The following is a 21167-nucleotide window of genomic DNA, read 5'->3' as shown; positions in this document are numbered from 1 at the left end:
GCGGTGGCGGTGGTTTCCTACGGGGCCGGTCGTCCGGGCGGCCCCCGCCCCGGTCAGACCCGGAGCACCTGCGGCCCCAGGAGGGAGTAGCGATGAGCCTCCGGCGCGGACAGCCCCGCGTCGGTGACGATCGCGTCGAAGTCGCTCACATCGGCGAACCGGCAGAAGCTGCTGGCGCCGAACTTGCTGTGCACCCCGACCAGCACCCGCCGCCGCGAGGAGCGCACGGCCTGCTCCTTCACCTCGGCGACCGCCGGATCCGGAGTGGTCAGCCCGTGCTCCCGGGAGACGCCGTTCGCCCCCAGGAACGCCAGGTCGATCACGAACCGGGCGAGCATGTCCCGGGCCCAGGACCCCACCGTCGCCTGCGTCCCGGCGCGGACCCGCCCGCCGGCTAGCAGCACGGTGGCCGACTCGGACGCCGCGACCAGCGACGCGGTCCGCAGTGACGCGGTGATCACGGTCAGCGGACGGTCGGTGGGCAGCAGCATCGCGACCAGTTCGGGCGTGTAGCCCTCGTCGACGAAGACCGTCTCGGCCTCTCCGACCAGTGCCGCGGCGGCCGCGGCGATCCTCCGTTTCTCCGCCACCTGCTGGGTCTCCCGCCGGGCCAGTGTGGTCTCGAAGCCGGCGCTCTCGACCGGGTACGCCGCGCCGTGCGTGCGCCGGACCAGGCCGCGGCGCTCCAGCTCGCTCAGATCCCGGCGTACGGTCTCGCGGGCGACTCCGAACTCCGACGCGGCATCGGCGACCTCGACCCGGCCGGACTGCCGGGCGAGCGCGAGGATGCGGTGCTGGCGTTCCTCGGCCCTCATGGCTCACTCCTGCCCGATGTCTGGGGTGTTTCCGGTCTGCGTTCGGTCACGGAGCTGCCCGTTTCCGCCCGCATCAGGTTTATAGCAATCGCAGCAGCGTCCACGGCTGCCCGTAACGGTAGAAAACTTGCCCGTTTTTGCCCGCTTCAGACAGGCGTCAGCCTGGGAGGATGCCCTGGAGGGTGTCCGTCGGGCCCTTCGTGCGGGCCCGTCGCGGGGCCCGCGCCGAGGCCACGGGCGGGGGCCGCGGGCGGGTGTGGGCCCGGGGACGCCGGCGGGCCGCAGCGGTGGTGCGGCAGACGGCGGCGCTTAGTCTGGACGGCATGAGCTCGGAGATGCGGTCGTTGGCGGTCACTGCGATCGTGCAGGCGGATGAGTGCGCGGTCCTGCGCGTCAGCGGGGAACTGGATCTCCGCACCGAGCAGGCCTTTCTCGCCGAGGCACGGTCGGTGGTCTCGGCCGGTCACCGCTTTCTCGTGCTCGATCTGACCGCCCTGCGCTTCTGCGACTCGCGGGGGCTGAGCTGTCTGCTCGCCCTCGAATGGCTGTGCCGGCGCCTGGAGGGCCGGCTGCTGCTGGCCTCGCTCGGCGTGCGGATGCTGCGCCTGCTGGTCGGCACCCAGTCCCTGGGCGTCTTCTCCTGCTACCCCACGGTCGGCCATGCGCTGGCCGCCGTCCCCGACGGCAGCCGCCCGGCCTGGCCGCCCGCGGCGGAGGACCCGTCCGTGTGAAGCACCGGTTCAGCCGGGTGACGGCAGGCCGCCCGGGCAGTTCACCCCCAGCCAGGCATCGTCGAACCGCGCGAAAGTGATCTTCTGGTACGGGCCGGACTCGTAGAGCAGCCCGAAGGTGCCGTCCGTCAGCCGGGTCAGCGTGGAGTAGGCCGCCGCGCCCGGTGCGACGGCCCGGGAGATGGGCCAGCTCTCGCCGTCGTCGTAGGATGCCCGCACGGTCAGGTTCTCGCGCGCGCCGGTGCTCGCCGTATTGCTGAACAGCAGCCAGTGCGACCGCGGCTGGTGCGCCGGCGCTGCCGGGTCGTAGCGCAGGATCGAGGCGTTGTTGGCCGGGTCGATCAGCTCGTCGTCCGGGGCCGGGGCGCTGTAGGACAGTCCACCGTCCCGTGAGTGTGCGACCAGTCGCTTCGTGGTGCTGCTGGTGCGGCTGTTGAGCATGACGCGGCCATCGGCCAGCTCGACGGTCTTGTTCTCGTCCATCAGCGGCCCGACCGGCGTCCCCATGTGCCAGGTCGCGCCGTGGTCGTCGCTGTACGCACTGGCCGCCCACATGCTGCCGTCGGCCTTGCGGAACGCGTACTGCTGCAGCAGCCGCCCGCCGGCGAGCTGGCTGCCGGAGCCGGACGAGGCGAAGATGCCGCGCCAGGACGGGTCCTTGAGATCATGGGTGAGGCGCCGGTGGTGCCAGCTGAGGCCCCGGTCGTCGGAGTAGCTGTAGTCGGTGTGCAGCACGGTGGTGCTGTCGTGGGCGTTGCCGGCGCCCGCGTTGCCGAACCCGACGCCCTTGGGCGCGTACGCATGAAAGAGGAAGACCCGGCCGGTCTTCCGGTCGACCAGCAGGCTCGGGTCTCCCGCGCCCACCCCGCCGTCGTAGTCCACCGCCGCCCGTGGGGCGCTCCATGTACGCCCCTTGTCGGTGCTCCGACGCACCATCACATCCACATTGCCGGGCAGATCGGCCGCGCTGGCGTTGCGCCGGTCGTACGCCGCGATGAGGCTGCCGTCCGGCAGCGTGGTCAGTGCCGGGATGCGGTAGGTGTGCGCTCCTTGCCCGGATACCGCCAGATCCGTGGTCTCGTACAGGGCCGGCCGGGCGGTGGCACGGAGCGGTACGAGGCGCGGTTCGGCGGCGGGTGCCGCGGGGGCGGACAGCAGGCCGGCGCCGGCGGCGAGCAGGGTGGCCAGCGTGACGGGACGGGCAGCTTTCACCGAGACCTCCAGGGCGGGACGCGGCGCGGGACGCGACGGGCATAACGGAGGGATCGGACATCAGACGTCCTGTGAATCTAAGGTCATGGTGAGGGGCAGTCAACTCCGGGGAGCAAGTGGAGTGATGGGCCGTGCGGGGCCCGTGTGAGCGACGGTGTGAGGTGGGGGTATGCGTCTTGCGGGGGCTGTGGCGGGACCTTAGGGTCGAACGCGGCATCGGACATCAGACGTCCTACGCCCCGAGAGGGGGAGCGCAGGTGCCGGGTCCTGGGCTTGCCGCGGGGTGACGGCGGCGGGATTCCCGTTACGGCGCCGCGCCCTCGCGCAGTGCGTCGATCAGCGCCGCCACCGACGGCCGCCGGCGCGCGGCGGAGCCGACCGCGACCACGATGTGCCGGACGACCGGATCCCGCAGCGGCACGGACGTGATGCCCTCCGAGCGCAGCCGCAGCATCAGCTCCGTCAGCGGCGCGACACCCAGCCCCGCCCCGACCATCGCCAGCGAGGTGGCGGTGTCGGTCACCTCGTGGACGACCCGCGGTTCGAAGCCGGCCCGGCGGCAGGCGGCGCGGACGGCCCGCCCGTAGTACGAGCCGGGCGCCGGCAGAATCCAGTCGAAGCCGGCGGTGTCCGCCAGCCGCAGCGGTGCGGTCCCCACCTCCGCGTCGTCCGTCCCCTCTTCGTTCCCCTCGGCGTCGTCCGCCCCGTCGTCCTTCGCTCCCGCGTCGTAGGCGTCCCACGGCGGCAGCCCCGCCGGTACCGCCAGCGAGAACCGTTCGGTGCACAACCGCACCAACTCCACAGTGCCGTCCCGGACCAGCGGCGCGTCCGGATAATCCAGGCCGAGCGCCAGATCCACCCGGCCGGCGCACACCTCCGTGTACGCCTGGTCCACATCCACCTCACGGCTCTCCACCCGCACACCGGGATGCCGGGCACCGAGGCGGCGCAGGGCCGGCGGCAGCAGCCCGGCGGCCGCCGTACCGAAAACCCCCAGCCGCAGCCGCGCGCGGACCTCGCCGTGGGTGCGCTCCAGCGCCGCCACCGCCTCGGCCTGCGCGGCCAGGATCCGCTCCGCGTGGGTGGCGAGGGTGTGCCCGGCGTCCGTCAGCTGCACCCGGCGCCCGGTCCGCCGGACCAGCTCCGTGCCCGTGGCCCGCTCCAGCGCCGCGATGTGCTGGGACACCGCGCCCGGCGTGTAGCCGAGGGCCGCGGCCGCCGCGGTCATCGTGCCGCTCCGGGTCAGCTCCAGCAGCGTTTTGAGCTGGACACCTGGCAATTCCATGGCGGCACCCTATCCACGGGCCCTCAGGCGCCCGGCGCCACGAGGTGTGCCGCCTTGCGAAACCCCTCTACGCCCAGAACTCTTAAGAGATCGCGTCCAGCAACTGTGCATGGACGCGGCACGGTCCGCCCGCCACCATCTGAACCACCGGTGGCCGACCCGCCACCCGCTCCGGCACCTCCGACATCCCACATCCCACTCCGTCCGGAACAAGAAGACGGGAAGGCGGCCCGGATGGCTTCCACGACGGCTTCGGCCGATGCCCCTGTCCCCGTCCCCGAGCAGGCCGACGTCGTGATCATCGGCGGCGGTGTCATCGGGGCGAGCATCGCGTTCCACCTGGCCGAGGCGGGCGTCGCCCGGGTGCTCCTGCTGGAGCGCGACCGGCCGGCGTCCGGCTCGTCCGGCAAACCCATCGGCGGCGTCCGCGCCCAGTTCTCCGACCCGCTCAACATCCGGCTCGGCCTGCGCAGCCTGGACGCCTGGCGGGACTTCGTCCGCAGGCCCGGCGCCGACATCGGACTGGAGAACGTCGGCTATCTCTTCCTCCTCGGCAACGACAGCGAACTGGCCACCTTCACCGAGGGGGTTGAGGTCCAGAACGCATACGGCGTACCCAGCCGCATCATCACCCCGCGCGCCGCCCAGGACCTGTGCCCGTACGTCGACCCGAGCGGCATCGTCGCCGCCGCCTTCTCACCCACCGACGGCTATGCGCTGCCCAGGTCCGCGGTGGCCGGCTATCTGCGCGCGGCCCGCCGGCTCGGCGTGACCGTCCGCACCCGCTGCCCGGTCACCGCCATCGACACCGCCGACGGCACACTCCAGGCGGTCCGCACCCCGCACGGCACCGTGCGCACCCACACCGTCATCTGCTGCGCGGGCGCCTGGTCCGGCGCCCTGGGCGCGATGGCGGGCGTCGAACTCCCCGTCACGCCGCTGCGCCGGCAGATCGCCTTCACCGGACCACTGCGCCCCGCCCCGCCCCGCATCCCCTTCACCCTCGACTACGACTCCACCCTCTACTTCCACAACGACGCCGCCGGCGGCCTCCTCATGGGCCTGTCCGATCCCCGCCAACAGCCCGGATTCCAACGGGAGTTCAGCCACGAATGGCTGGAGCCGTTCCGTACCGCGGCCGCCCGCCGCGCACCGGCACTCGCCCGCCTCCCGGTCGTCGACGGCTGGGCCGGCCTCTACGAGATGACCCCCGACCGCAATGCGCTGATCGGCGAGGCCCGGAACGTCGGCCGCTTCCTGTACGCCACCGGCTTCTCCGGCCACGGCTTTCTGCAGGCCCCCGCGGTGGGGGAGCTGGTCCGCGACCTCTACCTGGGCCGGGAGCCGTTCCTCGACGTCGGTCCGCTCGCCGCCACCCGCTTCGACGGCCGCGCCGTCCGCCCCGAGGCCCACATCATCTGACCCCTGCCCCCACCCCTCGTCCCGGGAGTTCCCCATGGTCCCCACCTGGCAACTGCGCGCCGCGTTCGCCCGCCGGCTGTCCGACATGTACGGCACCGAAGTCCCCGCGTACACCACGCTGCTGGAGGTGGCCGGGCAGGTCAACGACGAGGTCGCGGCCCGGGACCCGGATGCCGGCCGGTTCGGCAGCATCGGCCGGGTCACCGCCGAACGCCACGGCGCGATCCGCGTCGGCACACCCGAGGAACTCCGCCAGGCCGCCCGGATCTTCGCTGCCCTCGGCATGCATCCGGTGGGCTTCTACGACCTGCGCGACGGCGACGAGGGCGCCGTACCCGTCGTCTCCACCGCCTTCCGGCCCACCGACACCGACGAACTGGACCGTAACCCCTTCCGCGTCTTCACCTCGCTGCTCACCACCTCCGACCGCCGCTTCTTCGATGCCGGCCTGGAATCCCGGCTCGACGCCTTCCTCGCCCGCCGGCAGCTCTTCCCGCCGGAGCTGCTCGCCCTCGCCGAGCGCGCCGAGGAAGAGGCCGGGCTCCCCGAGTCCGGCGCCGAACGCTTCCTCGCCCTCGCGGTCGCCGCGTTCGAACTGTCCCCGGAACCCGTCGACCGCGCCTGGTACACCGAGTTGGAGCGGGTCTCGGCGGTCGCCGCCGACATCGGCGGGGTGGCGGCCACCCATATCAACCACCTCACCCCGCGCGTCCTGGACATCGACGCCCTCTACCGGCGCATGGAGGAGCGCGGTATCACCATGATCGACCGGATCCAGGGGCCACCACGCTGGGCCGGGCCCGATGTGCTGCTGCGGCAGACCTCCTTCCGGGCCCTGGCCGAGCCACGCAAGTTCCGCGAGCCCGACGGGAGCGTCACCGGCGGATCGCTACGGGTCCGGTTCGGCGAGGTCGAGGCGCGCGGTATCGCCCTGACCCGCGCGGGCCGGGCCCGTTACGACGGCCTGATGGCGGAGACCGACCGCCTGACGGGGCTGCGCCCCGACGCCGACCGGCAGGACATCGCCCGTGCCCTGTGGCAGCGGGGCTTCCCCGGCACCGAACACCAACTCGCCGTGGAACACCAGGCGTTCTTCACCTACCGCCCGGTGACCGGACGGCCCCGGGACGGACGCCGCCCGCCCGCCGACCTCACCGGCCTGCTCACCCACGGCTGGCTCACCGCCCACCCCATCGTCTACGAGGACTTCCTGCCCCGCTCCGCCGCCGGCATCTTCCGGTCCAACCTGACCGAGGACGGCACCCGCGACGCGGAGCTGGCGGGCACCCCCTTCGACGCACACCGCCTCTCCGAAGCGATCGGCCGGCCGGTGCTCGACCCGTTCGGGCTCTACGCGGAACAGCAGGACCGCTCGCTGCGGCAGGCGCTGTTCACGCTCGGGGCGTGCGCGGCACTCCGGGCTCTGGACGACGGAGAACTGGTCGCCGCCGATCAGGACAGCGGCGATCCGGACGCCGGAGCCCCGGCCCTCTGACCACCTGCCCCTGACCGCCCTGAAAGCCCTGACCGCTCTGCCGGCCCATTCATCCGGATCTCCCGAGGAGCCCCAACATGCCCGCGACCCCTGCCGCCGGTCCCCGCCTCCCCGACACCACCACCCTGCGCGCCCGCGCGGCAACCGCCCTCCGCCGCTGCGGCATCGACCTCGACGCCCATACCGCGCCGCCGGCACACGAAGGCGACACCCTCGCCGCCCGTACCCCGCTCACCGGCGGCACCCTCGCCCACCTCCCCGCTACCACACCCGAGCAGGCCGACGCGGCCATCGCCGAGGCGCACCGTACGTTCCAGGACTGGCGCACCGTGCCCGCCCCACGGCGCGGCGCGCTGGTCAAGCGGCTCGGTGAACTTCTCACCGCGCACCGCGAGGAGCTCGCCGACCTGGTCACGATCGAGGCGGGCAAGATCCGCTCCGAGGCGCTCGGCGAGGTGCAGGAGATGATCGACATCTGCGACTTCGCCGTGGGCCTCTCCCGGCAGCTCTACGGCCGCACTATCGCCGGCGAACGGCCGGGCCACCGGCTCTCCGAGAGCTGGCACCCGCTCGGCGTGGTCGGCGTCATCTCCGCCTTCAACTTCCCGGTCGCCGTCTGGTCCTGGAACACCGCCGTCGCCCTGGTCTGCGGCGACACCGTCGTATGGAAGCCGTCGGAGCTGACCCCGCTCACCGCCCTCGCCTGCGACGGACTGCTCGCCCGGGCGGCCGTCGAGGTGGGCGCGCCCGCCGGGGTGCACCGGCTGCTGCTCGGGGCGCGGGCGTGCGGTGAGCGGCTGGTCGACGACCCGCGGGTGGCGCTCGTCAGCGCGACCGGATCGGTACGGATGGGGCAGCTGGTCGCCCCTCGGGTCGCCGCCCGTTTCGGCCGCTGTCTGCTCGAACTCGGCGGCAACAACGCCGCCGTCGTCACCCCCTCCGCGGACCTCGACCTCGCTGTCCGCGGCATCGTCTTCTCCGCCGCCGGCACCGCGGGCCAGCGCTGTACGACGCTGCGCCGGCTGATCGTCCACGAGGATGTCGCCGACGGTCTCGTGGAGCGCATCGTGCAGGCGTACGGCCAACTGCCGCTGGGCGACCCGTTCGACGCGTCGACGCTCGTCGGCCCGCTCATCAGCAGCGCCGCCCATACGGCGATGTCCGATGCGCTGGCCGCCGCGCAGCAGGCCGGCGGCAAACTGCTGACCGGCGGCGAGCGGTGCTACGAGGCACAGGCACCGGATGCCGCCTACGTCCGCCCGGCGATCGTCCGGATGCCGGAGCAGACCGAGATCGTCCGCACCGAGACCTTCGCCCCCGTCCTCTACGTCCTGACCTACCGCACCCTCGACGAGGCCATCGCCCTGCACAACGGCGTCCCGCAGGGCCTGTCGTCGAGCATCTTCACCCGCGACCAGCGCGAGGCCGAGCGGTTCCTGGCCGCCGACGGGTCCGACTGCGGGATCGCCAACGTCAACATCGGCACATCAGGGGCCGAGATCGGGGGTGCGTTCGGCGGCGAGAAGGAGACCGGCGGCGGCCGCGAGTCCGGCTCCGACGCCTGGCGTGCCTATATGCGCCGGGCCACCAACACCGTCAACTACTCCGCGGATCTCCCGCTCGCCCAGGGCGTCAACTTCCTCTGAACGCCCGCCGACGGGCCGGGCCGCTACTCGGCCCGGCCCAGGTCCTGGACGAGGGTCGGCGAAGGGCGTGGGATCTCACCGAAATCCTCGTCGTCGCTGTCCACGACGAGACGGTTGATCACATTCTCCAGCGCCGTCGGCAGGGTCGGGGCGAGCCCGCTGTGCCACTGGACGAGGAGATTGTGCCGGGCCGCGTCCGGCAGCAACTGCTTCTCGTCGAACGCGGCCACGGACCGGCGCTCCTCGTCGGGCGCGTGCGCGGCCTGCTCGCGCCAGTAGGCGGCGTCGCGGTACTCGCCGTTGCGACGGTGCGAGAGATACAGGCAGTAGGCGGCGGTGCGGCTGCCGGCGCCGGCGCCGAAGTGCCACCAGAAGTGCGCCGCGTCGCAGCGCCCGGTGATGTGCAGCAGACAGGCGAAGACCAGTGCGCCCTCGGGGTCGATGTGGTGGTCGTTGACCAGCCGTTCCAGGCTGGCCGCGGCCGCCGCGGCATTGACGACCAGCGCGCAGGCCAGCTGGAGTTCATGGGTGGCCTCGTCGCGGGCGCTGGGATAGGCGCTGGGCGCACCGCGGTCGGCGCGGGCCGGCGACAGCGTCGCCCGCGGCCCGTCCGCTGCCGCCGCCCCCGCCTGCCGGGGGACGGTGAGACGGCCGAGCGCACCCCCGTCGTCGAGGTCACAGAAGCCGGCCGGAGCATCGATTCCGGGCACCGCGGCCGCGGCGCTGAGCAGCGTCTCGACGGTCTCCCGGCGGCCGGGTGGCATGATGTGCGACATTTTCAGTTCCCCCTGGTATTTCCCTGGTCGATACCGAGCGCCGCGGCGAGCTTGCGCTTGCCGCGGCTCGCGTAGGAGCGGACGGTGACTTCGTCGACGCCGAGCAGCGAGCCGATCTGCGCATCGCTGTAGCCGATGACATGCCGCAGCACGATCACATCGCACTGCCGCTCCGGCAGCCGGGCGATGGCCGCATACAGCCCCAACTGGCTCTCCAGCATGGCGAACTGCTGCTGGCACTCGCGCAGCAGCGCATGCGTGACGACGGCGAAGGCGGCGGTTTCGGTGAGCGCGGTGGGCTGCTGGTGGTCGTAGAGCCACTCCACGACACGTTCCTTGAGGACCGACCAGGCGTACGCCTCCACCGACGCCTGCCGCAGCGCATGCGGCCACAGCCGGCCGAGCTGCTCATAGGCAGCCAGGGTGACCTCGCGGGCCGCGGCCTCGCTGCCGGTGTGCAGATAGGCGTACGTCAGCCACTTACGGGCGTGTGTCGTCAGGAACGCCTCGAAGGTGATCGACAGCTGGTGGTCGGACGGATCCGTGGCGACGGCCCGGGGTGGACAGCGCGGGAGCGCGGCTAACTCCGCGATGCGGACGTGCGCCGGGGCGCACGCCGGTAGAAGTCGGTCCCGGTCTGCGCTCACGAGCCGTCCTCGTTCCGTTCGCCGTGCACCGCCGCGCGGGCGCGAAACGCCGACAGCAGCGGGAGGACGGTTTGCCCTCACGTTCCAATGAACAGGAAAGCGACCCTGTTTGTGGCATCAGGGGCATAAAAATCTTCCGCTGCGTATTCATATGACTACTCGTGATAAGGGAGTGGTCGGCCGCCATGGCCCGTGTCGTGGAGGCGTTCCGCATGATCCAGGGCGTACGGGGCATTGCTCCAACAGCCGGGCGTGCGGCGGCGTGTGGGAAGCCGTTGGGGCGCACGGCTTGAAAAGTGGCGCCACCGTGCGCCGGTGAAGCACCGGGGTGGCGTGCCGTAGTGGAGAGGCAGCGCACGATGAGCGAGCAGGAGCCCGAGTCCGTGGTGGATCTACGGCTGGACCGGGCCCACTCCTCCCGGATCTACGACTACTTCCTGGGCGGCAAGACCAACTTCCTGGCGGACCGGATGGCCGCCGGAGAAGTGCTGGGGGTGTTCCCCGCCGCGCTGGTCGCCGCCCGCATCAACCGGGAGTTCATGCACCGCGCCACGCGGTTCCTCGCCGCATCGGGCCTGCGGCAGTTCCTCGACATCGGCACCGGCATCCCCACGCCGCCCAACCTCCACGACATCGCCCAGGGCATCGCCCCCGACGCCCGGGTGGTCTACACCGACAACGACCCGATCGTCCTCGCGCACGCCGCGGCACTGCTGCTCAGCACCCCCGAGGGCCGCACCGCGTACGTCCCGGCCGACGTCACCGACCCCACCGGCATCCTCACGGCGCCACAACTCCTCGACACCCTCGATCTGAGCCGCCCGGTCGCGCTCAGCCTCAACGCGCTGATGCACTTCGTCCCCGACGACGGACAACGCCGCGCCCACACCATCGTCGAGACCCTCAAGGCCGCCCTGCCCAGCGGCAGCGCCCTGGTCATGAGCCATGCGACACCGGACTTCACCCCCGAGGCGATGCGGAAGATCATCAAGATCTACGGTGACGCCGGCACCAGGCTCCAGCTCCGCTCACGCGCCGAATTCCTCCGCTTCTTCGACGGCTGGGAGCTGCTGGAACCGGGTGTCACCCTCTCCCACCAGTGGCGCCCCGACCGCCCCGAGGACGCCACCCATGTCACCGACGCGGAGGCCGCCTGCTACGCCGGCATCGCCCGCAAACCCTGAGCCGGGCGGGGCGGGCGGCCTAGGGCCTGTCCGACGGGTCAGGGTCGGACAGGCCCTGGCGCACGCCGTCCCTCACTCCTTGCGATAGTCGTACGCCTCGCCGGCCGCCGCCGCGACCGCGTCCAGATCCGCCCCGGCCGAGGCGGTGACCACGGCGGCCACCGCGCCCTCCACGAACGGCGCATCCACCAGCCGTGCCCCCTCCGGGAGTTCATCCCCCTCGGCGATCAGGGCCTTGACGGTCAGTACGGCGCTGCCCAGGTCGACCAGGATCGCCACGCCCGCACCGCGGTCCACCGTCCGTGCCGCCTCGGCGATCAGCTCCGCGCTCGTCCCCAGCCCGCCGTCCGGCGTACCGCCCGCGGCGGCCACCGGCGCCGTGGCACCGCCCCCGGCGAGCCCGGCGGCCATCGTCGCCAGGGACTCGGCGACCGGCCCGCTGTGCGACACCAGCACCACCCCGACCGGCGCCGCCGCGCCACCGCTGCCCTCCGCACTCACTTCGCCACCTCCGCGAGCGCCGAGAACAGCAGCGCCGACGAGGTCGCCCCGGGGTCCTGATGCCCGATGCTGCGTTCGCCCAGATAGCTCGCCCGGCCCTTCCTGGCCAGTATCGGCACCGTTGCCAGCGCACCCCCCTCGGCCGCCTCGGCCGCCGCGTCGAAGGACGTCGCCAGCGCCGCCACCCCCGGCACCAGCGCATCGAGCATCGTCTTGTCACCCGGCGCCGAGCCGCCGAGCTGCGCCACCGCATCCACCCCGGCGCCCAGCGCCGACCGCAGCTCCTGTGCCGAGACGTGCGGCGCGTCGCCGAGCGCCTTGCCGGCGCGCCGCAGCAGCGTCCCGTACAGCGGCCCGGACGCGCCGCCCACACTGGAGATCAACTGCCGCCCGGCGGCCGTCAGCACGCCACCGGGCGTCGCCGGCGGCTCCGTCTCCACCATCTTGGCCACGGCCACGAAGCCGCGCTGCATGTTCGTGCCGTGGTCGGCGTCACCGATGGGCGAGTCCAGCTCGGTGAGCCGCTCGGCCTCCCGGTCGATGACGGCGGCGGCCGCCGTCATCCAGCGTACGAAGAACGCGGCATCCAAGGCCGTTTCGGACACGGACTACTCTCCTTAGTTGTTCCGGCACACTGCGTGAAGAAGCCGATAGGGCTACGGATACGGCTCCCTCGGTCCTCCCTCACCGCCCCCAGCGCAGCCCCGCCGTCTCTACCGGCGCGTCCCACAGCCGCAGCAGCTCCCCGTCGACCTGACACAGCGTCACCGAGCAGCCCGCCATGTCCAGCGACGTCACATAGTTCCCGACGAGCGTACGGGCCACCGCCACACCCCGCTCGTCGAGCACCCGGTGGACCTCCGCATTGAAGCCGTACAGCTCCAGCAGCGGCGTCGCGCCCATGCCGTTGACCAACACCAGCACCGGCAGCCGCGGATCGAGGTCCTCCAGGACCGCGTCCACCGCGAAGTCCGCGATCTCGCGCGAGGTCATCATCGCGCGGCGCTCCCGCCCCGGCTCGCCGTGGATCCCGACCCCCAACTCCAGCTCCCCGGCCGGAAGGTCGAACGTCGGACTGCCCTTCGCCGGCGTCGTACAGGCGCTCAGCGCCACCCCGAAGCTGCGCGAGGACGCCACGACCTGCCGGGCCAGCGCCTCCACCCGCTCCAGCGGCATCCCTTCCTCGGCCGCCGCCCCCGCGATCTTCTCCACGAACAGCGTGGCCCCGGTGCCGCGCCGCCCCGCCGTGAACGTCGAGTCGATCACCGCGACATCGTCATTGACGAGCACACTGGCGACCTGCACACCCTCGTCCTCCGCCAGCTCCGCCGCCATCTGGAAGTTGAGCACATCCCCGGTGTAGTTCTTCACGATGAACAAGACCCCGTTGCCGCTGTCCACGGCCGCCGCGGCCCGCACCATCTGATCGGGCACGGGCGAGGTGAAGACCTCACCGGGACACGCCGCATCCAGCATCCCGGGCCCCACGAACCCCCCGTGCAGCGGCTCATGCCCACTGCCACCCCCGGACACCAACGCCACCTTCTGCGCCACCGGCGCATCCCGCCGCACGATCACCCGGTTCTCGGTATCCACCACCAGCTCGGGATGCGCCGCGGCCATCCCGCGCAGCGCATCCGCGACCACGGTTTCGGCGACGTTGATCAGCATCCTCATGGGTACCTCCTGGTGAGATTAGGCAGTCGTGCCTCTGGCCGGTGTTTTCCCAGGTCAGAGTGGACTCTGGCAGTTTCTGATCTTGGCGATCCGTGGCGGTCGTATGCGGGGTCCGGCGGGGCTGATGCTGACTTAATGCTGACTTTCCTGATGGTGTGTCAGGCCTGCTATGGGCGTCACGGAGGTGGCGGGCTCGCCGGTTCAAGTATCGGACCGTGAGCCGACGACGGCCCTGCTATCCGCGGGTGTCGTTGTGCCCTGAGCAGTGTCACCTTGCGTTGCCTCCGACCGATCATCGTCGTGTCCACGGCCCCATGGAAGTGCACCAGGCGGACGACTGGCCACTCGGATTCGTACGGCGGAGTCCGCCACCTTGGCTGTGCTCACTGCGGCCCCGCCGAGCCCTGGCCACCACTGCGGCTGATCCGTTGCCCGGAACAATTGCCGGCTGCGCGGGCCAATAGGTTCCGGGTTCGCACCAGCCACGCTACTAGGCCACGCCTGCATGCCCCTGACTCAGTAACAGGGAGTGGATCGCACGAGACGGTCCCGGTCGACCGGCTTGGTGCAGCTGCCGTGCGAGCATGAGTGGCCGTGATCAAGACGCAGACGGTTGCCGAGGAGCCAGACGACAGCACGGTGATCCATACCCTCACCGGGGCGCTCCGCCGCGAACGCACCAACCACCGCGAACGCGTCCAACAACTCGAACAGCGGCTGGCCGCCGCACACGGAGAGATCCTCCGCCTCCAACGGCAACTCCGCGAGCAAGGCGTCGCAACCTCACGTTGCCGACGCGTCAGCAACGTTCCCACCGGCAGGCTTGGAGCATCAATGATCTGCAACCCTGGATAGCTTCGGGGACTTCTCCCGCGGGGGAAGCCCGTTGCTTTGATCCGTCGTTCCGAACGGCAGCGGGCCCGGTCGTCGCACTCGGTCATCAGCAGTTCGGCGAGGAGGCCGCGGTAGGTCATCTGGTCCTTGACGGCCCGGTCGGCGATCTCCTCACCGGACTGCGCTTCGACCTCACCGAAGCGGAGGCTGAGCTGGTGCGAACGCTGTTGGGAGCTGCCTGACCTGCGTTGCGGCACTGTTCTGGGAGCTCAACTGCGCTGCGCGCGGATGAGGTCGCGGTACCACGCGAAGGACGCCTTCGGGGTGCGCACCTGGGTGTCGTGGTCGACGTGGACGAGTCCGAAGCGCTGGTGGAAACCCTCGGCCCATTCGAAGTTGTCCATCAGGGTCCAGGTGAAGTAGCCGCGCACGTCCACGCCCTGGGCCACGGCGGCGTCGACGGCCCGGAGGTGGGTGTCGAGGTAGTCGATGCGGTCGAGGTCCAGGACGGTGCCGTCCGCGGCGACGATGTCCTCGGCCGAGCAGCCGTTCTCCGTGATGTAGACCGGCGGGAGGGCCGGGTAGCGCTCCTTGAGGCCGACGAGCAGTTCCCGTAGACCGTCGGGGACGACGGGCCAGTCGAAGGCGGTGCGGCGGTAGCCCTCGATGGGGGCCTCTTCGAACGGCAGCCCCTCGGACGCCGGCGTCCGGATCCGGGTCGGGTTGTAGTAGTTGATACCGAGCGCGTCCAGGGGGGCCGAGATCAGTTCGAGATCGCCGTCCCGGACCGAGCCGCCGAGAGTGGCGTCGGAGCCGAAGGCCGACAGGTCGGGGTAGGTGCCCGTGAAGATCGGATCGTTGAACAGGCGGTTGTGCAGGCTGTCATAGGCCCGCGCGGCGGCGCGGTCGGCGGGGGTGTCCGAGGCGGGCCAGACCGGGGTGCAGTTGTTGGAGATCATCATCTGGAGGCCGCGCGCCCGCAGCTCCCTCAGCGCCAGGCCATGACCGAGCAGCTGATGGTGGGCGACCGGCAGGCAGTCCAGGAACAGGGTGCGGCCCGGTGCGTGGGTGCCGAGGCCGTAGCCCCAAACCATGTGGATGAACGGCTCGTTGAGCGTGATCCACTTCTGGACCCGGTCTCCCAGCCTGTCGGCCATGACGGCGGCGTACTCGGAGAAGCGGTGCGCGGTGTCGCGGTTCAACCAGCCGCCATCGTCCTCGAGGCCCTGCGGGAGGTCCCAGTGGAACAGGGTCGGGACGGGTTCGATGCCGCGTGCCAGCAGGCCGTCGACCAGCCGGTCATAGAAGTCCAGGCCCCGGAGGTTGACCTCGCCCTTGCCGGTCGGCTGGATCCGGGGCCAGGCGATGGAGAAGCGGTAGCCGGTGAGGCCCGCCTCGGCCATCAGCGCGAGGTCCTCTTCGTACCGGTGGTAGTGGTCGCAGGCCACGTCACCGGTGTGCCCGTCGCGGATCGTACCGGTGCGGGCGGTGAAGGTGTCCCATACCGACGGTCCGCGACCGTCCTCCTCGGTGGCGCCCTCGATCTGATACGACGCCGTCGAGGCACCCCAGATGAAGTCCGCGGGCAGATGGTCCAGTGTCACGTACAACCCCCGAAACATGAGTAGTACTCACGTTAGTCGTTCCGATGGGATGATGGAAGCGTGAATCAAGACCGCACTGCAGGGACGCTGCGCCGGCTGCCGGTCCAGAAGCGCAGCGCCGAACGCTTCGAACGGCTGCTGGATGCCTGCGCCGAACTCCTGGACGAGGTCGGCTATGCCGCGCTGACCACCAAGGAGGTGGCACGCAGAGCCGAGGTGCCCATCGGCACCCTCTACCAGTTCTTCTCCGACAGGGAGGGGCTGATCGGCGCGCTCGCCGCCCGCAATCTGGAGTCCTTTCTGGCGCGGGTCGAGGACCGGCTGGAGCGCGAGGCGCCCGACGGCATCTCGGGCATCGTGGATGTGACCGTCGACGAGTTCGTCGCCATGCGCCGGAGCATCGCCGGGTTCGGCGTGGTCGACTTCGGCGCGGTGGGACAGGACCACATCCTGGAGCCGAACCGGGACAACAACGCCGCGGTCGCCGGATCGCTGCGCGCACTGACCGCCTCCCTGACCGGTGTCCAGGACAACGCCGAACTCGAGATCGCCGTGCGAGTGGCCCTTGAGTGCGCGGACGGCGTGCTGAAACTGGCCTTCCGTACCGATCCGCAGGGCGACCCCCAGCTGATCGCCGAGTGCAAACGGGTCCTCAACAGCTATCTGAACGATCGCATCCGGCTCCTGGCGACCAGTCAGCAGGTCTAGCGGACGGTCTTGACCTTCCAGACCAGTACCGCACCGAGCGCGGACATGGCTGCGGAGCAGAGGAACAGCGAGTGGTAGCCCCCCGGACTGCCGAGCACGACCGAGGCGATCAGGGGAACGCGAACGTACGGTAGGGAAGTCATCAGGTTGGCCAGGCCATGTCCTTGCCGCGGTCCGCCGAGGCAAGGAGTACCTCGGTGACCAGAGCGGTGTCGACGGCCAGGTACACGCCGTAGCCCAGGCCCAGGATGACGGCCGCGACCAACCCGTAACCCAGGCCCATGATGAACCGGGAGCTCATCGCCCAGAGGAATTCGGGGTGCGCGCGGGCTGATCCGGTAGCCGTCCAGGAAGGCACGCAGCGAGAACGGCTCGCGGTGCCGGCGGGGAAGCGGCGGATCCTTCATGGTGGTAGCGAACAGCAGTATCAGCAGCGGAAACGCGGCCATCAGCATGTACTGCGCGGAGAAGCCCGTGACCAGCCCGAGCAGCACCCCGCCCGCGATCAAGCCGCCGACCTGCGGGCCCAGCCCGGCCCAGCCCAGCACCACACCACGCTGCGCGACCGGGACCTGGTCGGGCACCACCGGGGAGAGCCCGGCGCCGATGATCATGAACGAGGCGGACAGCGCGAGGGAGCCGAGCGCGACCCCGGCGACCGTCGTCTGGATGCCGATGCAGACCAGCGTCGACATGCAGACCAGCGAGCCCACGATCAGCCACGGCCGGCGGCGGCCGAACCGACTGGTGGTGCGGTCGCTGAGCGCGCCGTGCTCCTCGGCGGCGTCCTGTGCATCGAGCATCAGCCAGGGTCCGGCGTGCTGTCCCGTGATGCCGAGGCGGCTGGTGAACACGGTCTCCCCGACGGGCACCCGGTCACGCTGGTGCTGGAACTCCCGACCCCATTCCCCCACCACATGATTCCCCCACCACATGACTGATCAGGTAGTCGTCGCGGGCCGGCAGCGTCCAGGCGGCGGAGTCGAAGCGCAGGACCTCCACCGGCTCGTCCGCGGTGAGGATGGCCCAGCGCTCGATCTGGTCATGGCCTTCCCGGATCCGGTAGTTCAGGTCGAGAGCGAGGGAGCGGACACGGTCGGTGAAGGAGCGTGAGCCAGCCGTCGTCGACCGTGTGCGAGACGAACCGTCACTCGAAGCCGCGGACGCCGTCGCCGAACCGGACGGTCAGCGACGGCGTCCAACGCTCACCCCCTGACGGGGCTGTCGAAGATCGCTCCACCGGGGCCGGGCCCTGGACACCGCCTCGTCGGTGCCTCAGTCGGCGTAGACGCCGACCTCGCGAAGCGAGTAGCCCCACTGGGTGCTGCGCTCCAGCCCCTTGACGCGTACGTAGCGCGCCTGGGCTCCGGCGAAACGGGCCGTGTCCAGGCCGCCGTCACCGGAGGCTGTGGACCACACCGTCTTCCAGTTCGTGCCGTCCTCCGACAGCTCGACGCGGTACGACTTCGCGTACGCCCGCTCCCAGTCGAGGGTGACGCGCTTGACCGGCTGCGCGGATCCGAGATCGATCCGCAGCCACTGGTCGTCGTTCCACTCGCTGGCCCAGCGGGTGCCCGTGTCGCCGTCCACCGCCTTCTCGGGCTTGAAGCCGACGGCCGGGTTCCACCACTCCGACGAGGACGCCGTCGCGGCCGCGCCCGCGGCGAGGTTCTTCCCGGCCTGGTACTTCTCGGTGTTCCCCCAGGTGCGGAGGTAGGACTCGGCTCCCGAGAAGAGGTCGTCGACGACCCCCTGGCCGCCGACGATCCGGATGTCCTCGATCCAGTCCGGGACCATGCCGTAGTGCGCGCCGCCGTCGGTGTTGAAGTCCCACGTGCGTTCGCCGGTGGTCTGCTTGCCGATCACCGAGCCGCCGTCCGTGCTGCGGAAGGGGTACTTCACCGGGTTCGGGGTGTCCCCGCCCCGTGGAGCCGGCCAGCCTCCGACACCGTTCATGTCGGTGCCGTAGCCGTAGCCGACCTTGTACTTCTCGCGCAGCGCGTCCGTGCGCTTGGCCTCCGCGCTGAAGGCCTCGGAGCCGCTCATGTACTGGGCGGCGAACCCGCCGAGCTTGTAGAGGCGTTCGGTCCAGCCCAGGTCCATCCAGCTGTGCGAGGAGATGGCGCCGGGGTACGACTCGGATTCGAGGATGTCGAAGGCCTGGTCAGCGGCCTTGACGCTCATGTGGTCAAGCTCCAGCATCATGTTGCGCTTCATCATGCCGCGCACCGCGTACGCGCCCAGGTCGGTCAGCCCGCGGGTGTTGCACTGCGCGCCCGAGGCGTACGAGGGGACGGTCACGCCCTTCGGGAGCCGCTTCTCCGCCTCCGGTGCCGCCGCGTTGCCGATGGGGTTGTCGTGCTGCGGGCCCCGGCAGGTCTCCGTCTTCCAGAACGTGCCGGTCGACAGGAACTGGCCCACGTTGATGGCCGTACCGAGCGCGCCGGAGTCGTAGCGCACCCCGCACAGGGCGTTGTCGAACTTGTGGCACAGGAACATGCTGCTGACGCCCAGTCCCTTCAGCTCGTCCAGGCCCCGGTCGATGTCCTCCTTGCTGCACTGCGCGATGTCCAGGATCTGCTTGCAGCCGAACGGCTCCGAGGTCTCGACGCCCAGGACGACGGCCAGCTTGCCCTGCTCGATGACCTTTCGGGCCTGCGCGCTGTTCGTGACGATCCGGAACCAGCCCTTGCCCGGACCGCCGTACATCTTGTCGATGAAGGCCTGCATGTCGTAGGTCTTCTTCGCCTCGAGACGAATGGCGGTCATCTCGTCACAGCTGCGGTCCTTGAAGAAGTAGACCGAGCAGATCACGCCGTTGGTGACCAGGTCGTTGACCAGCACCCGCTGGCCGCCGCGCCATGCCCGCTCGATCCAGGCGTAGTAGTTCTGCTGGTGGGTCAGCGAGTCGTGGGCGGGCCAGTCCTTGAAGGTGGGCCACCCGTTGGGGTCGTGCTTGCCGTCGCCGCCCTTGGTGATCATGTCGAAGATGGCGAGCGAGCCGTCGGGGTAGTGCTCGGGGCAGTCCTTGAGCGCGTCGGTGACGCCCTGCTCCGAGAACGGCTTGCCGCAGATCAGCCGGCCGCCGAAGCCCTCGTTGGACATGATGTGGTCGTGGGCGTCGACGAAGCCCCTGACGCGGCCGTGGGCGTCGGTGCCCTTAAAGGGCTCGCCCGTGACGTTGATCTGCGAGTCGGGTGCAGGCCTCGCGGACGGATCCCACCAGTTGGACTCCGCCGCGGCGTTGGGCACCGGACCGAGCACCAGGGCGGTCACGGCGAGAAGCAGCGACACCACCGCGAGCGATCTGAGTCTGCGGCGTAAAGGTTGAACGATGACCATCGCGTAGATCCTTAAATGCGAGCCGGGCTCATATTCTGCTCCACGTTAGGGACGCGAGCCCGCAACGCCAACCCCCTGGCGGCGTTCACGTTCGGCAGTTCACGCGTCCTTGGTCAGGGTGGCAGCGTCTCCTGCGGAACGGTCCACCGCTACATGTCCGCTCATCCACGCATGGCCACAGACACCTTGACCAGTCACCCCGAATGGGCCCCAGGGAACTACCTCGCCACTACTCAACAGACGTTCCACAGGGCAGTGTTCAAGCGTTATCGGGCCCTGCTGACCGCGGTTCGGCGAGAGCCCGCCCGGCACGGCCTCGATGCCCACGAGAACAACCAGACGGCCTCGCCAAGATCTTCAGGGACTACCAGGAGTGGCTGACGGCTCAGACCTGGTATCAGTTCGACACGGCGAAGCCGGACCAGATCAACTGAGACAGCCTCCGGCATCTGCTCGCCTGGGACCACATCACCCGAGATCCCCGGCATCCCGACGTCTCAACTGAACTGGTCGCCGCAGGTCAACGGTCCAATTCGGAACCAAATCCGTTAAGATCGGACAGGGGTCAACCCTGCATGCGCGGGGACCGCAGGCCGTGAGACACCCGCGCTCAGCACTCGATGATGTTGACCGCCAGCCCGCCCCGCGCCGTCTCCTCGTAGCAACGCCCTTTGGCCATCGTGGGCCAGTCGTAGACGGCCTCCGCGAGGTAGCCGGTGCTGGTGCCGAGGTGACGCACGGTGAAGAGTGAGCGTGTTGCGGCCCGAGGCTGTCCGTGCTGCCACTCGTCAATGCCGGAAGCCAGCACCGATCCAGCACAACACCCCCGGACCGGACCGGAATGGACGGCAGTGGAAGTCAGCACGAAGTCAGCACAGCCCGGCTTGGGCTTGTTCGGAGTGGACGAGCCCAAGCCGTTGACCTGTATATTTGTCTCCCCGCTCGGCATCTGCTTTTGAGCCGCATCCCGGTTCGAAAACATCTGGCTCAGGACGTGGTCTTCGCGTGAGTGGAGGTGATCTGCTGATCAGACGCCGCGGGGCGGGCTCTATGGGCGCAAGGTGTCACCTCATCGCTTTCTCTGAGAGCGACCAACCTGCTCACTCCAAGGCCGAGCATCCCGCTCCATTGGGCTCGGCCGGATTCTTTGGTCAACCTCCAGTTGTCAATGGCATGGAGGGATCGATGGACCGTCGATATATAGGCATCAACGATGCTGCACAGTACCTCGACATGACGCCCCGTTGGATGTATCGAAGAGTCTCGGCGCCATGGGATTCCGCGGTAC

General features: G+C 70.4%; 20 protein-coding genes. 7 read left to right on the top strand and 13 right to left on the bottom strand.

The genetic code is table 11. The annotated features are described in order from the left end of the window. Positions 1 to 53 precede the first annotated feature (53 nt). Positions 54 to 815 carry a DeoR/GlpR family DNA-binding transcription regulator gene (locus KI385_RS08215; protein WP_238571553.1) on the bottom strand — a complete coding sequence of 254 codons (762 nt, stop codon included), beginning with the start codon at positions 813 to 815 and terminating at the stop codon, positions 54 to 56. Positions 816 to 1138: 323 nt separating this feature from the next. Here KI385_RS08215 and KI385_RS08210 point away from each other — a divergent pair, with 323 nt between their 5' ends. Further along, complete coding sequence (locus KI385_RS08210) at positions 1139 to 1546, top strand: STAS domain-containing protein (RefSeq protein ID WP_238571552.1); 408 nt, start codon at positions 1139 to 1141, stop codon at positions 1544 to 1546. Positions 1547 to 1555: 9 nt separating this feature from the next. Here the strand turns inward: KI385_RS08210 and KI385_RS08205 are convergent, their stop codons facing one another. Continuing rightward, positions 1556 to 2758, bottom strand: coding sequence for a sialidase family protein (locus tag KI385_RS08205; protein WP_238571551.1), 1203 nt, complete (start codon positions 2756 to 2758; stop codon positions 1556 to 1558). Positions 2759 to 3062: 304 nt separating this feature from the next. Continuing rightward, the gene (locus KI385_RS08200; protein ID WP_238571550.1) at positions 3063 to 4043 is read right to left on the bottom strand and encodes a LysR family transcriptional regulator; all 981 of its coding nucleotides are present in this window, start codon (positions 4041 to 4043) and stop codon (positions 3063 to 3065) included. A 234-nt stretch (positions 4044 to 4277) separates the two neighbouring features. Between KI385_RS08200 and KI385_RS08195 the strand changes: the two genes are divergently transcribed. The 3 genes from KI385_RS08195 (at position 4278) to amaB (ending at position 8606) form a co-directional block, all read left to right on the top strand. Continuing rightward, on the top strand, positions 4278 to 5465 hold the full coding sequence (locus KI385_RS08195; protein ID WP_238571549.1) for an NAD(P)/FAD-dependent oxidoreductase: 1188 nt from the start codon (positions 4278 to 4280) through the stop codon (positions 5463 to 5465). Positions 5466 to 5499: 34 nt separating this feature from the next. Further along, positions 5500 to 6960 (top strand): 2-oxoadipate dioxygenase/decarboxylase, encoded by a 1461-nt coding sequence (gene hglS, locus KI385_RS08190; RefSeq protein WP_238571548.1) that lies wholly within the window; start codon positions 5500 to 5502, stop codon positions 6958 to 6960. A gap of 77 nt (positions 6961 to 7037) precedes the next feature. Next, positions 7038 to 8606: an L-piperidine-6-carboxylate dehydrogenase gene (gene amaB, locus KI385_RS08185; protein ID WP_281066806.1), complete on the top strand. Its 1569-nt coding sequence runs from the start codon at positions 7038 to 7040 to the stop codon at positions 8604 to 8606. 23 nt (positions 8607 to 8629) lie between these two features. Here the strand turns inward: amaB and KI385_RS08180 are convergent, their stop codons facing one another. Continuing rightward, positions 8630 to 9382 (bottom strand): hypothetical protein, encoded by a 753-nt coding sequence (locus KI385_RS08180; RefSeq protein WP_238571547.1) that lies wholly within the window; start codon positions 9380 to 9382, stop codon positions 8630 to 8632. A 2-nt stretch (positions 9383 to 9384) separates the two neighbouring features. After that, entirely contained in the window at positions 9385 to 10029 is a 645-nt protein-coding gene (locus tag KI385_RS08175) for an RNA polymerase sigma factor (RefSeq protein WP_238571546.1), read from the bottom strand. A 359-nt stretch (positions 10030 to 10388) separates the two neighbouring features. Between KI385_RS08175 and KI385_RS08170 the strand changes: the two genes are divergently transcribed. Next, positions 10389 to 11213 carry an SAM-dependent methyltransferase gene (locus tag KI385_RS08170; protein ID WP_238571545.1) on the top strand — a complete coding sequence of 275 codons (825 nt, stop codon included), beginning with the start codon at positions 10389 to 10391 and terminating at the stop codon, positions 11211 to 11213. Positions 11214 to 11285: 72 nt separating this feature from the next. Here the strand turns inward: KI385_RS08170 and KI385_RS08165 are convergent, their stop codons facing one another. The 3 genes from KI385_RS08165 to dhaK all read right to left on the bottom strand — a co-directional run bounded on the left by KI385_RS08165 (position 11286) and on the right by dhaK (position 13391). Beyond that, positions 11286 to 11714 carry a PTS-dependent dihydroxyacetone kinase phosphotransferase subunit DhaM gene (locus tag KI385_RS08165; RefSeq protein WP_238571544.1) on the bottom strand — a complete coding sequence of 143 codons (429 nt, stop codon included), beginning with the start codon at positions 11712 to 11714 and terminating at the stop codon, positions 11286 to 11288. Then, the gene (gene dhaL, locus KI385_RS08160) at positions 11711 to 12319 is read right to left on the bottom strand and encodes a dihydroxyacetone kinase subunit DhaL (RefSeq protein ID WP_238571543.1); all 609 of its coding nucleotides are present in this window, start codon (positions 12317 to 12319) and stop codon (positions 11711 to 11713) included. The genes KI385_RS08165 and dhaL overlap by 4 nt, the downstream gene beginning before the upstream one ends. Before the next feature lie 79 nt (positions 12320 to 12398). Beyond that, positions 12399 to 13391 (bottom strand): dihydroxyacetone kinase subunit DhaK, encoded by a 993-nt coding sequence (gene dhaK / locus KI385_RS08155; RefSeq protein ID WP_238571542.1) that lies wholly within the window; start codon positions 13389 to 13391, stop codon positions 12399 to 12401. 594 nt (positions 13392 to 13985) lie between these two features. Between dhaK and KI385_RS08150 the strand changes: the two genes are divergently transcribed. After that, positions 13986 to 14246, top strand: a complete 261-nt coding sequence (locus tag KI385_RS08150; RefSeq protein WP_238578090.1) for a BAR domain-containing protein — start codon at positions 13986 to 13988, stop codon at positions 14244 to 14246. Positions 14247 to 14494: 248 nt separating this feature from the next. Here the strand turns inward: KI385_RS08150 and KI385_RS08140 are convergent, their stop codons facing one another. Continuing rightward, on the bottom strand, positions 14495 to 15829 hold the full coding sequence (locus KI385_RS08140; RefSeq protein WP_238577610.1) for a GH1 family beta-glucosidase: 1335 nt from the start codon (positions 15827 to 15829) through the stop codon (positions 14495 to 14497). Positions 15830 to 15889: 60 nt separating this feature from the next. Here KI385_RS08140 and KI385_RS08135 point away from each other — a divergent pair, with 60 nt between their 5' ends. Next, on the top strand, positions 15890 to 16537 hold the full coding sequence (locus tag KI385_RS08135) for a TetR/AcrR family transcriptional regulator (protein WP_238571541.1): 648 nt from the start codon (positions 15890 to 15892) through the stop codon (positions 16535 to 16537). Here the strand turns inward: KI385_RS08135 and KI385_RS08130 are convergent. The 4 genes from KI385_RS08130 to KI385_RS43870 form a co-directional block, all read right to left on the bottom strand. After that, on the bottom strand, positions 16534 to 17451 hold the full coding sequence (locus tag KI385_RS08130; RefSeq protein WP_281066805.1) for an MFS transporter: 918 nt from the start codon (positions 17449 to 17451) through the stop codon (positions 16534 to 16536). The two genes, KI385_RS08135 and KI385_RS08130, sit on opposite strands and share 4 nt — an antisense overlap. Beyond that, complete coding sequence (locus KI385_RS08125) at positions 17414 to 17596, bottom strand: hypothetical protein (protein ID WP_281066974.1); 183 nt, start codon at positions 17594 to 17596, stop codon at positions 17414 to 17416. Before KI385_RS08125 ends, KI385_RS08130 begins: the two co-directional genes overlap by 38 nt. Before the next feature lie 216 nt (positions 17597 to 17812). Further along, positions 17813 to 19879 (bottom strand): discoidin domain-containing protein, encoded by a 2067-nt coding sequence (locus tag KI385_RS08120; RefSeq protein WP_238571540.1) that lies wholly within the window; start codon positions 19877 to 19879, stop codon positions 17813 to 17815. 610 nt (positions 19880 to 20489) lie between these two features. Then, positions 20490 to 20618: a hypothetical protein gene (locus KI385_RS43870; protein ID WP_281066804.1), complete on the bottom strand. Its 129-nt coding sequence runs from the start codon at positions 20616 to 20618 to the stop codon at positions 20490 to 20492. Positions 20619 to 21167: the final 549 nt, after the last annotated feature.

It is taken from the genome of Streptomyces inhibens (genome assembly GCF_022221585.1).
Lineage (GTDB): Bacteria > Actinomycetota > Actinomycetes > Streptomycetales > Streptomycetaceae > Streptomyces > Streptomyces inhibens.
This window is presented reverse-complemented; position numbering and strand designations above follow the sequence as displayed.

Bases quoted from the DNA above. Each gene is read 5' to 3' on its own strand.
- KI385_RS08215 (WP_238571553.1), bottom strand. From the start codon at position 815: ATGAGGGCCGAGGAACGCCAGCACCGCATCCTCGCGCTCGCCCGGCAG.
- KI385_RS08210 (WP_238571552.1), top strand. From the start codon at position 1,139: ATGAGCTCGGAGATGCGGTCGTTGGCGGTCACTGCGATCGTGCAGGCG.
- KI385_RS08200 (WP_238571550.1), bottom strand. From the start codon at position 4,043: ATGGAATTGCCAGGTGTCCAGCTCAAAACGCTGCTGGAGCTGACCCGG.
- KI385_RS08195 (WP_238571549.1), top strand. From the start codon at position 4,278: ATGGCTTCCACGACGGCTTCGGCCGATGCCCCTGTCCCCGTCCCCGAG.
- hglS (WP_238571548.1), top strand. From the start codon at position 5,500: ATGGTCCCCACCTGGCAACTGCGCGCCGCGTTCGCCCGCCGGCTGTCC.
- amaB (WP_281066806.1), top strand. From the start codon at position 7,038: ATGCCCGCGACCCCTGCCGCCGGTCCCCGCCTCCCCGACACCACCACC.
- KI385_RS08180 (WP_238571547.1), bottom strand. From the start codon at position 9,382: ATGTCGCACATCATGCCACCCGGCCGCCGGGAGACCGTCGAGACGCTG.
- KI385_RS08170 (WP_238571545.1), top strand. From the start codon at position 10,389: ATGAGCGAGCAGGAGCCCGAGTCCGTGGTGGATCTACGGCTGGACCGG.
- dhaK (WP_238571542.1), bottom strand. From the start codon at position 13,391: ATGAGGATGCTGATCAACGTCGCCGAAACCGTGGTCGCGGATGCGCTG.
- KI385_RS08120 (WP_238571540.1), bottom strand. From the start codon at position 19,879: ATGGTCATCGTTCAACCTTTACGCCGCAGACTCAGATCGCTCGCGGTG.